This window comes from Pseudomonas sp. MF09156, assembly GCF_059862305.1.
Window position 1 is genome coordinate 589,968 of record NZ_JCBCUR010000002.1, and the last position, 13,907, is coordinate 603,874.

Genomic DNA, 13,907 nt, shown 5'->3' on the forward strand with positions numbered 1-13,907 from the left:
GGGCTTTTTTTATTTGACCGGCAGGCCGATGACACGCCCGAGCAGGGCAGGCCGGGGCAGGTCTGCCTGCTCGCTGCTGATTGCCGCCAGGCGCTGTGCCACCGCTGCGCTGAACGGTGCCGAGCGTGGCCCGGCAAGGTCGACATGCAGCAGCATCTGCTCATTGCCCGCCAGCTCCCGCTCTTCGCCCACCAGGTGCAGGCTGTGATACAGATGCAGGCGTTTGTTGTCATGGGCGATCAACTGGGTGCGCACCTCGACCTCGGCCCCGAGCTTCACTTCATGCAGGTAGTTCAGGTGCAGTTCCAGGGTAAACAACGAGTGGCCGCTGGCTTCGCGGTTGTCGCTGTCCAGGCCCAGGGTGTCCATCAACGCATCGGTGGCGTAGCTGAAGATCAGCAGGTAGAACGCATCCCGCAGGTGGCCGTTGTAATCGACCCAGTCGGGGATGATGTGGGTGGTGTAGGTCGTCAGTGCGGGCATGTCGTCAATTCCAGATCTGTACTCGGTCAGCTGTGGGAGCTGGCTTGCCTGCGATGGTAGTGGTCAATCCAACACCGTTATCCCAGGCAAGCCAGCTCCCACAGAAATAAACAGCCGTTATTCGGCGAAGCTCATGCCGTGTTTTTCCTTGGTGGTCTTCACCGCCTCCAGCACCGCCAGCAGGCAATCATCACGATAGCGCTCCAGCGCCGCAATGCTATGGCTGCCCAGCTGCTCGCGGGTGCCATCGACCACATCATCAATCAGTTTGTCCGTCAGTTCCGGTGCCGGCAGGTAGGTCCACGGCAGCTGCAACGCCGGGCCGAATTGCGCCATGAAATGCCGCATCCCGGCATCGCCGCCGGCCAAGGTATAGGTGAGGAACGTGCCCATGAACGACCAGCGCAAACCGGCGCCAAAGCGGATCGCATCGTCGATCTCGCCGGTGGTCGCTACACCGTCGTTGACCAGATGCAACGCCTCGCGCCACAGCGCCTCAAGCAAGCGGTCGGCGATAAAGCCGGGGACTTCCTTGCGCACATGCAGCGGGCGCATGCCCAGGGATTCGTAGACTTTTATCGCCGCCTGGATCGCTTCGGGCGCAGTGTGTTTGCCGCCGACCACTTCCACCAGCGGCAGCAGGTACACCGGGTTGAACGGGTGGCCGACCACGCAGCGCTGCGGGTGTGTGGCGCTTTCATAAAACTCGCTGGGCAAAAGCCCCGAAGTGCTGGAGCCGATCAACGCATTGGGCTTGGCTGCCGCGCTGATCTTGCTGTGCAGCTCCAGCTTCAGCTCCAGGCGTTCGGGGGCGCTTTCCTGGATGAAGTCGGCGTCTTGCACGCATTCTTCGATGGTCGCGACAAACCGCAGACGGTCCTGGGAGGCGCCCGGTGCCAGGCCCTGCTTTTCCAGGGCGGCCCAGGCATTGGCGACACGCTTGCGCAGGGCCGCTTCGGCGCCGGGCGCCGGGTCCCAGGCCACCACATCCAGGCCATGGGCGAGGGCGCGGGATACCCAGCCGCTGCCGATGACACCACTGCCCAGGGCGGCGAAGGTTTTGATTTCGGTGATAAAGCTCATTTCGGTAATTTCCAGTGCTAAAGAGGTTCATTGTGGGAGCTGGCTTGCCTGCGATAGCGGTGGGTCAGTGCCAAATGCATCAACTGATACACCGCTATCGCAGGCAAGCCAGCTCCTACATTTTTGAGCCGGTTGCGGCAGGGGATTAGCTACGTTTGGTCAGGCCCATCTTGGTTCGGCCTTCAGCCGGGGTCAGAACCCGCGCGCCCAGGCGGCTGAGGATTTCCCCGGCACGCTCCACCAGTTGCCCATTGGTCGCCAGCACGCCCTTGTCCAGCCACAAGTTGTCTTCCAACCCAACCCGCACATTGCCGCCCAGCAGCACCGCCTGCGCCGCCATCGGCATCTGCATGCGCCCGATACCAAAGCCGGCCCACACCGCGGCGGCGGGCAGGTTGTCGACCATGGCTTTCATGGTGGTGGTATCGGCCGGCGCACCCCAGGGGATGCCCAGGCACAGTTGGAACAGTGGGTTGTCGAGCAGGCCTTCCTTGATTAGTTGCTTGGCGAACCACAGGTGGCCGGTATCGAAAATCTCCAGCTCGGCCTTCACCCCCAGTTCCTGGATGCGCTTGGCGCCCGCCCGCAGCTGGGCCGGGGTGGACACATAAATAGTGTCGCCATCGCCAAAGTTCAGGGTGCCGCAGTCCAGGGTGCAGATTTCCGGCAGCAGTGCCTCGACGTGGGCCAGGCGGGTCAGCGGGCCGACCAGGTCGGTATTGGGGCCGAACGCCATGGGGTTCTCGCCACCGCCGATTTCCAGGTCGCCGCCCATGCCGGCGGTGAGGTTGACGATGATGTCGATGTCCGCCTCGCGGATGCGCTCCATCACCTCGCGGTACAGCGCCACGTCGCGGCTGAACTTGCCGGTGTGCGGGTCGCGCACATGGCAATGCACCACGGTGGCGCCGGCTTTGGCGGCCTCTACCGCAGCTGCAGCGATTTGCCTGGGGGTGACCGGCACGTGGGGGCTTCTGGCGGTCGTGTCGCCAGCACCGGTGAGTGCGCAGGTGATGATGACGTCGTGGTTCATGGGGCAGGTTCCTTACAGGCGTGGTAGTGCCGTTCGCGGCCGTTGTTGGCCGCGAAACGGTGATTCGGGAGAGGTTATTTGCTGGTCAATTGCAGATGGGCGGCAGCAGGCTTGCCGTCGAACGTGGTCACGCCCTCCAGCCAACGCTGCTGGTCCTGGGGGTGATCCTTGAGCCACTGGCGGGCCGACTCGAACGCATCTTTGTGCTCCAGCAACGGCTGCATCATCCGGCTCTCTTGGGCGGCGGTGAACGTCAGGTTGGTCAGCAACTTGTGCACATTCGGGCATTGCTCGGCATAGGTCGGGGTGGTCACTGTCCAGACCGTGGCCATGCCTTCATTGGGCCCCAGGGCGTCCTCGCTGCCGGACAGGTAGGTCATCTGCACATTGACGTTCATCGGGTGCGGCGCCCAGCCAAAGAACACCACGGCTTCGTTGCGGCGTACGGCGCGGTCCACGGCGGCGAGCATGCCGGCCTCGCTGGACTCCACCAACTGGAATTTGCCCAGGCCGAACTGGTTCTTGGCGATCATCGCCTTGATCTGGGTGTTGGCCCCGGAGCCTGGTTCGATGCCGTAGATCTTGCCGCCCAACTCTTTCTGGAACTTGGCAATGTCGGCGAAGGTTTTCAGGCCCTTGTCTGCCAGATAGGTCGGCACCGCCAGGGTCGCGCGGGCGTCCTTGAGGCTGGGCGCGTCGAGGACTTTGACCTGCCCGGCGTCGACGAACGGGGTGATGGTCTGGGTCATCAGCGGGTTCCAGTAACCGAGGAACAGGTCCAGGCGCTGGTCGCGAATGCCGGAGAAGATGATCTGCTGGGACGCACTGGTTTGCTTGGTGCTGTAGCCGAGGCCGTCGAGCAGCACCTGGGTCATGGCGCTGGTGGCGATCACGTCAGTCCAGTTCACCACGCCCATGCGCACGTTCTTACAGGAAGCGGCATCGGCGGCCCACAGGCTGGTGCTCAAGACGGCGCTGAGTGCGAGCACGCAGCGGCTGATCAGTCGGTTCATGATGGATCCCTCGGCAGGTCGTTATTGTGGGTTCCGGCGTCTTTGTGCACCGTGCCGCCAAGTTACCCAGCTTGCGGCGCGGCAAAACGCACGGCGGCGACCCACTTTTGCACTGCAGCGACCTGTGCCCTTGAATGGGCGCTGGAACTGGCGTATCACAGTGACCACGCTACCCGTCCCACGAGTGCGCACCATGTCCCAGGATTTCTACTTCCTGCTGATGCCGGGTTTCTCGGCCATCGGCTTTATCTCGGCCATCGAACCGCTGCGCGTGGCCAACCGCTTTCGCGGCGAGCTGTATCGCTGGCATGTGCTGAGCGCTGACGGTGGTGCAGTGCTGGCGAGCAACGGCATGTCGGTCAACGCCGACGCCGGGCTTGAGCCTCTGAAAAAAGGTGCGACTCTGTTGGTAGTTGCCGGCTTCGAGCCCCTGGAATTCGCCACGCCGGCCCTGGAGCACTGGCTGCGCCGCCTCGACCATGATGGCGTGACCCTCGGCGCTATCGACACCGGCAGTTTCGTCTTGGCCCAGGCCGGCCTGCTCGACGGCTACCGCCTGACCCTGCATTGGGAGGCCATCGATGCCTTCAAGGAATCCTATCCCGCACTGGCCGTGACCCAGGAACTGTTCGAGATCGACCGCCGGCGTATCACCTGCGCCGGCGGCACCGCGTCCATCGACCTGATGCTCGACCTGATCAGCCAGGCCCACGGCCCGGAGCTGGCGATCCAGGTTTCCGAGCAATTCGTGCTGGGCCGCATCCGCCCGCGCAAAGACCACCAGCGCATGCAGATCGCCACGCGCTACGGCATCAACAACCAGAAGCTGGTGCAGGTGATTGGCGAGATGGAACAACACACCGAACCGCCCCTGAGCACCCTGGCGCTGGCGCAGATGATCAAGGTCACACGGCGCCAGCTGGAGCGCCTGTTCCGCCTGCATCTCAATGACACCCCGAGCAACTTCTACCTCGGCCTGCGCCTGGAAAAAGCCCGGCAGTTACTGCGCCAGAGCGGCATGAGCGTGCTGGAAGTAAGCATTGCCTGTGGGTTCGAGTCGCCGTCGTATTTCACCCGAAGCTACCGGGCGCGGTTTGCCAAGTGCCCGCGGGAGGATCGGCGGCGGGAGGTGGTGTAAGTCTATTGCGCATACGCCGACCCCATGTAGGAGCTGGCTTGCCTGCGATAGCCGTGTATCAGTTGGCAGAATAAGTTGCTGACCCACCGCTATCGCAGGCAAGCCAGCTCCTACATCGGATTTGTGGTGGGGCTTACTTTTTTACCAAGGCCGAGCACGCGGTTTTAAACGCCTCATGCTGATACTTGTTCAGCGTCGCCGGCAACGCAAAGTCGTGCTTCTTGTTCTGCGCATTGATGGTCTGCGGCGACAGCAGTGTCACTTCAACGCAGTCCAGCAACTGCAGCACTCCCTCAATCTTGAACGTGGTCGGGCCGCCGGCGAATTCGCCTTTTTTGCTGCGTTTCTTGATCGCGATACGGGTGATGCCGTTGTCGCGTACAAACGCGGCCACCTGGCTGGCGAAAGCTTTGACGTTGGCCGCCTCGTCATCGTCCTCGAGGGCGATTTTCTTGGTGGCCAGGGCGACGTGGGCCAGATCCAGGGTGGCAACGGCGATGATGGCTTCGCTGCCTTTGATTTCGATGCCGCAGAGAGTCATGGGTGGCCTTGGTTCAGAGGAAAGGATGGGCGCGATTGTCGCTTATTCCTGCCCGATCGACTCCAAAAACTCCGACCGCTCATCACTCATCCGCGCCAGGCAGTCATTTTGCGCAATGGCGTAGGCCTTGGTGCCGGTGACTGCCGGGAAGGTGTCCACCGCGCAGTCGGCATCCCGCAGTTTTTCCCACTTCTGCTGGGCATCCTTCAGACGAGCGGTGATGTCCGCCAACTGCGCCTTGTTGCTGGCGTAGGTGGAACCCATGCGTTCCAGCAGGCCCTGGTAGTTATCCTTGAGCAACTGTTCGGCGGTGGTTTTGTTGTAGGAGGCGCATTCCAGGGTCTGTTTGTCGTTTTCGATGCCATCACACGGGGTGCTGTCGGTGTCTTCGGCTGCGTGGACGCCGGTGGCGAGGAGTGCCAAAGCCAGGAAAATCGGTTTCATTGCGCCTTCTCATATCAGTGGATGGGTCGAATTCTGGCTCAAGCGTAGGCCAAAGAACAGATGCAGGACAGACACCTGCGTGCACCCTTTGTCGTGGATTGACGCTTTCGGCAATTCCCCTGTCGTTTTTGCACCCGGCTCTGTCAGCCCCTGGGCATATGCTGGCCCCAAAGCGCCGGCAGACGATTCGGCGCATGAATCGCCAATAAGGGGACGCCTGATGAGCCCAGCCGAACTGCACGCCGACAGCATCGTTATCGACGGGCTGATCATTGCCAAGTGGAACCGCGACCTGTTCGAGGACATGCGCAAGGGTGGCCTGACCGCCGCCAACTGCACGGTGTCGGTGTGGGAAGGCTTCCAGGCCACCATCAATAACATCGTGGCCAGCCAGACCCTGATCCGCGAGAACAGCGACCTGGTGATCCCGGTGAAGACCACCGCCGACATCCGCCGCGCCAAGGAGCAGGGCAAGACCGGCATCATCTTCGGCTTCCAGAATGCCCATGCCTTTGAGGACCAGCTCGGCTACGTCGAGATCTTCAAGCAGCTCGGCGTCGGTGTGGTGCAGATGTGCTACAACACCCAGAACCTGGTGGGCACCGGCTGCTACGAGCGTGACGGCGGCCTGTCGGGCTTCGGGCGTGAGATCGTTGCTGAGATGAACCGTGTCGGGATCATGTGCGACCTGTCCCACGTCGGCTCCAAGACATCCGAAGAAGTCATCCTCGAATCGAAGAAACCGGTGTGCTACTCCCATTGCCTGCCGTCCGGCCTGAAAGAGCATCCGCGCAACAAGTCCGATGCAGAACTCAAGTTCATTGCCGACCACGGCGGGTTTGTCGGCGTGACCATGTTTGCACCGTTCCTGGCCAAGGGCATCGACTCGACCATCGACGACTACGCCGAAGCCATCGAGTACACCATGAACATCGTCGGCGAAGACGCCATCGGCATCGGCACCGACTTCACCCAGGGCCATGGCCAGGATTTCTTCGAAATGCTGACCCATGACAAGGGCTACGCCCGCCGCCTGACCAGCTTCGGCAAGATCATCAACCCGCTGGGCATCCGCACCGTGGGCGAGTTCCCCAACCTGACCGAGACCCTGCTCAAGCGCGGCCACAGCGAGCGCGTGGTGCGCAAGATCATGGGCGAGAACTGGGTCAACGTTCTCAAGGACGTCTGGGGCGAATAAGCCCTGCATTCTTTCCCGCTGCCATCCGTGCAGCGGGCACCAAACCGAATTTTCTGGAGTTGAGTTTCCATGGCCAAGATCGCCCCGCAATTGCCTATCGAAGTCGACAGCGAAACCGGTGTCTGGACTTCCGACGCCCTGCCGATGCTGTACGTGCCGCGCCATTTCTTCGTCAACAACCACATGGGTATCGAAGAGGTCCTGGGCGCTGACGCCTACGCCGAAATCCTCTACAAGGCCGGCTACAAATCCGCCTGGCACTGGTGTGAAAAAGAGGCCGAATGCCACGGCCTGGAAGGCGTCGCGGTGTTCGAACACTACATGAAGCGCCTGTCGCAGCGCGGCTGGGGCCTGTTCAAGATCCAGGACATCGACCTCGATAAAGGCACCGCCAGCGTCACCCTCGAACACTCGGCCTTCGTCTATGTGTACGGCAAGGTCGGGCGCAAGGTCGACTACATGTTCACCGGCTGGTTTGCCGGTGCCATGGACCAGATTCTGCAAGCGCGCGGCAGCAACATCCGCACCGTCGCCGAACAAGTCTACGGAGGCTCCGAAGAGGGCCACGACGACGGTCTGTTCACCGTCAAGCCGTTGTAAGCCGAGGACCGTGCCATGGCTTTCGAAGCAATGTTTGCGCCGATCCAGATCGGCAAACTGACCATCCGTAACCGCGTGCTCAGTACCGCCCACGCCGAGGTGTATGCCACCGACGGCGGGATGACCACCGAGCGCTACATCAGGTATTACGAAGAGAAAGCCAAGGGCGGCATTGGCCTGGCGATCTGTGGCGGCTCCTCGGTGGTGGCGATCGACAGCCCGCAGGAGTGGTGGAGTTCGGTGAACCTGTCCACCGACCGCATCATCCCGCACTTCCAGAACCTGGCTGACGCGATGCACAAGCATGGCGCCAAGATCATGATCCAGATTACCCACATGGGGCGCCGCTCGCGTTGGGACGGCTTCAACTGGCCGACCCTGATGTCACCCTCGGGCGTGCGTGAGCCGGTGCACCGTGCGACCTGCAAGACCATCGAGCCGGAAGAAATCTGGCGGGTGATCGGCAACTACGCCAGCGCCGCAGGCCGGGCCAAGGCCGGTGGCCTGGATGGCGTGGAACTGTCGGCGGTGCACCAGCACATGATCGACCAGTTCTGGAGCCCACGGGTCAACAAACGCACCGATGAATGGGGCGGCAGCTTTGAGAACCGCATGCGTTTCGGCCTGGAAGTGCTCAAGGCTGTGCGTGCGGAGGTCGGCCCGGACTTTTGCGTGGGTATCCGTTTGTGCGGGGATGAATTCCACCCGGACGGCCTGTCCCACGAGGACATGAAACAGATCGCCAAGTACTACGACGACACCGGCATGCTCGACTTCATCGGCGTGGTCGGCTCGGGTTGCGACACCCACAACACCCTGGCCAACGTGATCCCCAACATGAGTTATCCACCGGAGCCGTTCCTGCACCTGGCGGCCGGGATCAAGGAAGTGGTCAAGTCCCCGGTGCTGCACGCGCAGAACATCAAGGACCCGAACCAGGCCACGCGCATTCTCGAAGGCGGCTATGTGGACATGGTCGGCATGACCCGCGCGCACATGGCCGACCCGCACCTGATCGCCAAGATCAAGATGGGCCAGATCGACCAGATCAAGCAGTGCGTCGGCGCCAACTATTGCATCGACCGCCAGTATCAGGGCCTGGACGTGCTGTGTATCCAGAACGCGGCAACCTCCCGTGAATACATGGGCGTGCCGCACATCATCGAAAAATCCACCGGGCCCAAGCGCAAAGTGGTGGTGGTCGGTGCCGGCCCGGCCGGGATGGAAGCAGCGCGGGTCGCTGCCGAGCGCGGCCACGACGTGACTCTGTTCGAGAAAAAAGACTTTATCGGCGGGCAGATCACCACGGCGTCCAAGGCGCCGCAGCGCGACCAGATCGCCGGTATCACCCGCTGGTTCCAGCTGGAACTGGCACGGCTGAACGTCGACCTGCGCCTGGGCGTGGCGGCGGATGCCGCGACCATCCTCGACCTGCGCCCCGATGTGGTGGTGCTGGCGGTGGGCGGGCATCCGTTCATCGAGCAGAACGAACACTGGGGCGCGGCAGAAGGCCTGGTGGTCAGCAGCTGGGACGTGCTCGACGGCAAGGTGGCGCCGGGCAAGAACGTGCTGGTGTACGACACCATCTGCGAATTCACCGGTATGTCGGTGGCCGACTTTTTGGCCGACAAGGGCTGCCAGGTCGAGATCGTCACCGACGACATCAAGCCTGGCGTGGCCATCGGCGGTACGTCATTCCCGACCTACTACCGCAGCATGTATCCCAAGGAAGTGATCATGACCGGCGACATGATGCTGGAGAAGGTCTACCGCGAGGGCGACAAGCTGATAGCCGTGCTGGAGAACGAATACACCGGCGCCAAGGAAGAACGGGTGGTGGACCAGGTGGTGGTGGAGAACGGCGTGCGTCCGGACGAAGAAATCTACTACGCCCTCAAGCAAGGGGCGCGCAACAAGGGGCAGATGGACGTCGAGGCGCTGTTCGCGATCAAGCCGCAACCGTGCCTGAGCGAGCCGGGGGAAGGGTACTTGCTGTTCCGCATCGGTGACTGTGTGGCCCAGCGCAATACCCACGCTGCGATCTACGACGCCCTGCGCTTGTGCAAGGATTTCTGACCCAACACCGAACCAATGTGGACTCGGTCAAAAATGTGGGAGCTGCTTTATGTAGGAGCCGGGCTTGCCCGCGATGCAGGCAACTCGGTCTCGAGTGAGACCTGGGTGATGCCATCGCAGGCAAGCCAGCTCCCACATTGAGCCGGGTCCCACGCGAGACTTGCGTGGTCTGTGGGAGCTTCACCATGTTGAACACCTTGCTTCCTGTTCTTTTGTTCGCAGCGATAGGCCTGGCCGTCCTCGGTGCTGTGCGCCGGATGAACATGTGGCGCCGGGGCCGTGCTGCCAAGGTCGACCTGCTGGGCGGCCTGCTGGCCATGCCCAAGCGCTATATGGTCGACCTGCACCACGTGGTCGCCCGCGACAAATACATCGTCAACACCCACGTCGCCACGGCCCTGGGCTTTGTGCTGTCGGCATTGCTGGCGATCCTGGTGCACGGCTTCGGCCTGCATAACCGCATCCTCGGCTACGCCTTGCTGCTGGCGTCGGTGCTGATGTTTGTCGGCGCCACCTTCGTCTATCTGCGCCGGCGCGACCCGCCGTCGCGGCTGTCGAAAGGCCCGTGGATGCGCCTGCCGAAAAGCCTGATGGCGTTCTCGGTGAGCTTCTTCCTGTTGACCTTGCCGGTGGCCGGGATCCTGCCCGCCGACTTCGGTGGCTGGCTGTTGGCCGCGCTGCTTGGTGTGGGCGTGCTGTGGGGTGTGTCGGAAATGTTCTTTGGCATGACCTGGGGCGGGCCGATGAAACACGCCTTTGCCGGCGCTCTGCACCTGGCCTGGCACCGCCGCGCCGAACGCTTTGGCGGGGGCCGCTCTACCGGCTTGAAGCCGCTGGACCTGAGCGACAAGAGCGCGCCCCTGGGCGTGGAAAAACCCAAGGATTTCACCTGGAACCAACTGCTGGGCTTCGACGCCTGCGTGCAGTGCGGCAAGTGCGAAGCCGCGTGCCCGGCGTTTGCCGCCGGCCAGCCGCTGAACCCGAAAAAACTGATCCAGGACATGGTGGTCGGCCTGGCCGGCGGCACCGATGCCAAGTTCGCCGGCAGCCCTTACCCGGGCAAGGCCATCGGCGAACACAGCGGCAACCCGCACCAACCGATCGTCAATGGCCTGGTGGATGCCGAGACATTGTGGTCGTGTACCACCTGTCGTGCCTGCGTCGAAGAATGCCCGATGATGATCGAGCACGTAGATGCCATCGTCGATATGCGTCGCCACCTGACCCTGGAAAAAGGCGCGACCCCGAACAAGGGCGCCGAAGTCCTGGAGAACCTGATCGCCACCGACAACCCCGGCGGGTTCGCCCCGGGTGGGCGGATGAACTGGGCGGCGGACTTGAACCTGCCGCTGCTCGGCGATAAAGGCAGCACCGACGTGCTGTTCTGGGTCGGCGACGGCGCCTTCGACATGCGTAACCAGCGCACCCTGCGCGCCTTCGTCAAAGTGCTGAAGGCGGCGAAGGTCGACTTCGCCGTACTGGGCCTTGAGGAGCGTGACAGCGGCGACGTGGCCCGGCGTCTGGGCGATGAGGCAACGTTCCAGCTGCTGGCCGCGCGCAATATCCAGACCCTGGCCAAGTACCGCTTCCAGCGCATCGTCACCTGCGATCCCCATAGCTTCCATGTGCTGAAAAACGAATACGGCGCCTTCGACGGCAACTACCGGGTGCAGCACCACAGCACCTACATGGCCGAGCTGATCGACGCAGGCCTGCTGAACCTGGGCCAGCACAAAGGCAACAGCGTGACCTACCACGACCCGTGCTACCTGGGCCGCTATAACGGTGAGTACGAGGCACCGCGCCAAGTGCTGCGGGCGCTGGGGATCGAGGTCAAGGAGATGCAACGTTCGGGGTTCCGTTCCCGTTGTTGCGGTGGCGGTGGCGGCGCGCCGATCACCGATATTCCCGGTAAGCAGCGCATCCCCGACATGCGCATGGAAGACATCCGCGAGACCGGCGCCGAACTGGTGGCCGTGGGTTGTCCACAGTGCACGGCGATGCTCGAAGGGGTGGTCGAACCCCGCCCACTGATCAAGGACATTGCCGAGTTGGTGGCGGACGCCTTGCTCGAAGAGGCTGTACCGGCCAAGAACACGCGTGTACCAGCGGAGGTCCACTGATGAGCGACATTATCCGCCGCGACCCACGGGCCGAATGGATCGCCCGCAACCGCTTGCACCCGCTGCATGCGGCGATGCAACCGGAACAGCACAGCTGGATGGGGCCTAACGGCATCCTCCGTAAAAACGTGCATGGCATAGGTTTTATCGGGCCCAACGGCATCAAGCGTATCGACCGCAGCGGCGCCCAGCAGGGCGGTGCGACCAAACGTACGGCAGCGGCGCAAGTGCAGTTGCCGTTGCACCAGGTGCCAGCCCCGGCGTTCTACATCAACGTGGTGCCGGACATGGTCGGCGGCCGCCTGAGCAGCCACGACCGCGACTTGCTGGGCCTGGCGCGGCAACTGGCCGGCAGCGACGGCGCGGTGCTGGCGGTGGTGTTTGGCGAGCATAAGGAAAGTGCCTTCGACACGGCCGGCGTGGACCGCCTGCTGGTGCTCGACGGGCACGAATTCGACGGTTATTCACCGGAGCAGCGGGTCCATGGCCTGCGGGCTGTGGATAACCAGTTCAGCCCGCGTCATTGGCTGCTGCCCGACAGCCGCAGTGGCGGTGGCGAACTGGGGCGGCGCTTTGCCGCCAGCCTCAAGGAACGCCCGGCCACCCGGGTGTGGCAGATCAAGGGCTCTGAGTGCATCGGCCGTGCCGGCGCAGGCCGGGAAGACCTGGCGCGCGCGCTGCCACGGCTGATCCTGGCTGCTGTGGAATGCGCCGATCCGGTCAGCGATACGCGTCACGAAGTGTTGCCTGTGGAGTTATCCACAGCCCTGGCGCGCAGCTTGCCGCGTATCGAGGATTTGGGCGCGGTGGCGGTGGATCCCGGGGCGATTCCCATGGCCGAGGCCGAGTTTATTTTCTCCGGTGGCAACGGGGTCAAGGATTGGGACCTGTTCCACCAGACCGCCGCTGCCCTGGGCGCCACCGAAGGGGCGTCGCGGGTGGCGGTGGACGATGGTTTTATGGCCCGTGATCGCCAGGTCGGCGCCAGTGGTATCTGGGTCACCGCGCGGGTGTATGTGGCGGTGGGGATCTCCGGGGCGATCCAGCACCTGCAAGGCATCGGGGCCTGCGACAAGGTGGTGGCGATCAACCTCGATCCGGGTTGCGACATGATCAAGCGCGCCGACCTGTCGGTAATCGGCGACAGCGGTGACATTCTCCGGGCCTTGATTGCAGCGGTCCAGGCCCACCGCAACGGCGCCAAGCGCGATGCGGCTTAAACAAAGGATATGGCCATGACCACCCATGTAATCAGCCTGGTATCCATAGGCGCCCACCCGACCTCCGGCCGTCCGCGCCGCGCCGAACAGGATGCCCGCGCCGTCGAGCTGGGGCTGCAACTGGCTGGGGATAACCTGCAAGTCCTGCATGCCGGCGACATCGCCGAACCGACCCTGCGCGCCTACCTGGGCATGGGGCTGGCGCAGTTGCACGTGCTGGAACAACCGGCTGGCGCCGATGCCTTGCCGGTACTCGGTGACTACCTGCGGGACGCTGGCGCCCAGGTGGTGCTCACCGGCAGCCAGGCCGAAACCGGCGAAGGCTCGGGCATGTTGCCGTTCCTGTTGGCCGAGCAACTGGGCTGGCCGCTGATCGTCGGCCTGGCCCAGGTGGAGTCCATCGACAGCGGCGTGGCCCTTGTGCTGCAAGCGCTGCCTCGCGGGCAGCGGCGGCGCCTGAAGGTGCGCCTGCCCTTTTTGGCCACGGTGGATAACGCCGCGCCCAAGCCTCGGCAAAGCGCCTACGGCCCGGCCCAGCGTGGCGTGCTGCAGGAGCACGACGTGCAGGTGGTGGACGATGAGTTATTCACAGGCGCCGTGCTGCAACCGGCCAAGCCTCGGCCCAAGCGACTCAAGGTGATCAAGGCCAAGAGCGGCGCCGACCGCATGAAAGCCGCCACGGCCAAGGCCAGTGGTGGCGGTGGGCAGGTGCTCAAGGGGGTGAGCCCTGAGGCGGGTGCCGAGGCGATTCTCAAGCTGTTGGTCGAAGAGGGCGTGGTGCGCTGACCCTGTAGGAGCTGGCTTGCCTGCGATGGCGTCACCTGGGTGTAACTGAAAAACCGCGGTGCCTGCATCGCAGGCAAGCCAGCTCCCACAGGGTTTGCGGTGTTACCCACAATCCCTGTTAGCCCAGCTGTGGATAACCTGTTCGCGGCTGTCCACACCCCATGTAAAT

General features: G+C 63.2%; 13 protein-coding genes. 7 read left to right on the plus strand and 6 right to left on the minus strand.

Annotation, left to right across the window (positions count from 1 at the left end):
* Positions 1-9: 9 nt before the first annotated feature.
* The 4 genes from AC19YY_RS08530 to AC19YY_RS08545 form a co-directional block, all read right to left on the minus strand.
* Entirely contained in the window at positions 10-483 is a 474-nt protein-coding gene (locus AC19YY_RS08530; RefSeq protein WP_169953675.1) for a thioesterase family protein, read from the minus strand.
* Positions 484-600: 117 nt separating this feature from the next.
* Complete coding sequence (locus AC19YY_RS08535) at positions 601-1,566, minus strand: L-carnitine dehydrogenase (RefSeq protein ID WP_169953677.1); 966 nt, start codon at positions 1,564-1,566, stop codon at positions 601-603.
* A 145-nt stretch (positions 1,567-1,711) separates the two neighbouring features.
* The gene (gene cdhC / locus AC19YY_RS08540; protein WP_170042186.1) at positions 1,712-2,599 is read right to left on the minus strand and encodes a 3-dehydrocarnitine:acetyl-CoA trimethylamine transferase CdhC; all 888 of its coding nucleotides are present in this window, start codon (positions 2,597-2,599) and stop codon (positions 1,712-1,714) included.
* A gap of 74 nt (positions 2,600-2,673) precedes the next feature.
* Complete coding sequence (locus tag AC19YY_RS08545; RefSeq protein ID WP_172313598.1) at positions 2,674-3,612, minus strand: choline ABC transporter substrate-binding protein; 939 nt, start codon at positions 3,610-3,612, stop codon at positions 2,674-2,676.
* Between the two features lie 193 nt (positions 3,613-3,805).
* Between AC19YY_RS08545 and AC19YY_RS08550 the strand changes: the two genes are divergently transcribed.
* Positions 3,806-4,750, plus strand: coding sequence for a GlxA family transcriptional regulator (locus AC19YY_RS08550; RefSeq protein ID WP_169953683.1), 945 nt, complete (start codon positions 3,806-3,808; stop codon positions 4,748-4,750).
* Positions 4,751-4,883: 133 nt separating this feature from the next.
* On the opposite strand, the gene AC19YY_RS08555 is transcribed toward AC19YY_RS08550, so the two are convergent.
* Positions 4,884-5,291 carry a DUF3010 family protein gene (locus AC19YY_RS08555; protein ID WP_500604055.1) on the minus strand — a complete coding sequence of 136 codons (408 nt, stop codon included), beginning with the start codon at positions 5,289-5,291 and terminating at the stop codon, positions 4,884-4,886.
* 42 nt (positions 5,292-5,333) lie between these two features.
* Positions 5,334-5,735, minus strand: a complete 402-nt coding sequence (locus AC19YY_RS08560) for a lysozyme inhibitor LprI family protein (RefSeq protein WP_169953687.1) — start codon at positions 5,733-5,735, stop codon at positions 5,334-5,336.
* Positions 5,736-5,955: 220 nt separating this feature from the next.
* Between AC19YY_RS08560 and AC19YY_RS08565 the strand changes: the two genes are divergently transcribed.
* The 6 genes from AC19YY_RS08565 (at position 5,956) to etfB (ending at position 13,738) form a co-directional block, all read left to right on the plus strand.
* Entirely contained in the window at positions 5,956-6,933 is a 978-nt protein-coding gene (locus AC19YY_RS08565) for a dipeptidase (RefSeq protein ID WP_169953689.1), read from the plus strand.
* A gap of 69 nt (positions 6,934-7,002) precedes the next feature.
* Positions 7,003-7,533, plus strand: coding sequence for a DUF5943 domain-containing protein (locus AC19YY_RS08570; protein WP_169953691.1), 531 nt, complete (start codon positions 7,003-7,005; stop codon positions 7,531-7,533).
* Between the two features lie 15 nt (positions 7,534-7,548).
* Positions 7,549-9,609 (plus strand): dimethylglycine demethylation protein DgcA, encoded by a 2,061-nt coding sequence (gene dgcA / locus AC19YY_RS08575; protein ID WP_170057615.1) that lies wholly within the window; start codon positions 7,549-7,551, stop codon positions 9,607-9,609.
* Between the two features lie 185 nt (positions 9,610-9,794).
* Positions 9,795-11,732 (plus strand): dimethylglycine demethylation protein DgcB, encoded by a 1,938-nt coding sequence (gene dgcB / locus AC19YY_RS08580; RefSeq protein WP_500604056.1) that lies wholly within the window; start codon positions 9,795-9,797, stop codon positions 11,730-11,732.
* Positions 11,732-12,952 (plus strand): electron transfer flavoprotein subunit alpha, encoded by a 1,221-nt coding sequence (gene etfA, locus AC19YY_RS08585; protein WP_500604057.1) that lies wholly within the window; start codon positions 11,732-11,734, stop codon positions 12,950-12,952. Before dgcB ends, etfA begins: the two co-directional genes overlap by 1 nt.
* A gap of 15 nt (positions 12,953-12,967) precedes the next feature.
* The gene (etfB, locus tag AC19YY_RS08590) at positions 12,968-13,738 is read left to right on the plus strand and encodes an electron transfer flavoprotein subunit beta (protein ID WP_169953699.1); all 771 of its coding nucleotides are present in this window, start codon (positions 12,968-12,970) and stop codon (positions 13,736-13,738) included.
* Positions 13,739-13,907 lie beyond the last annotated feature (169 nt).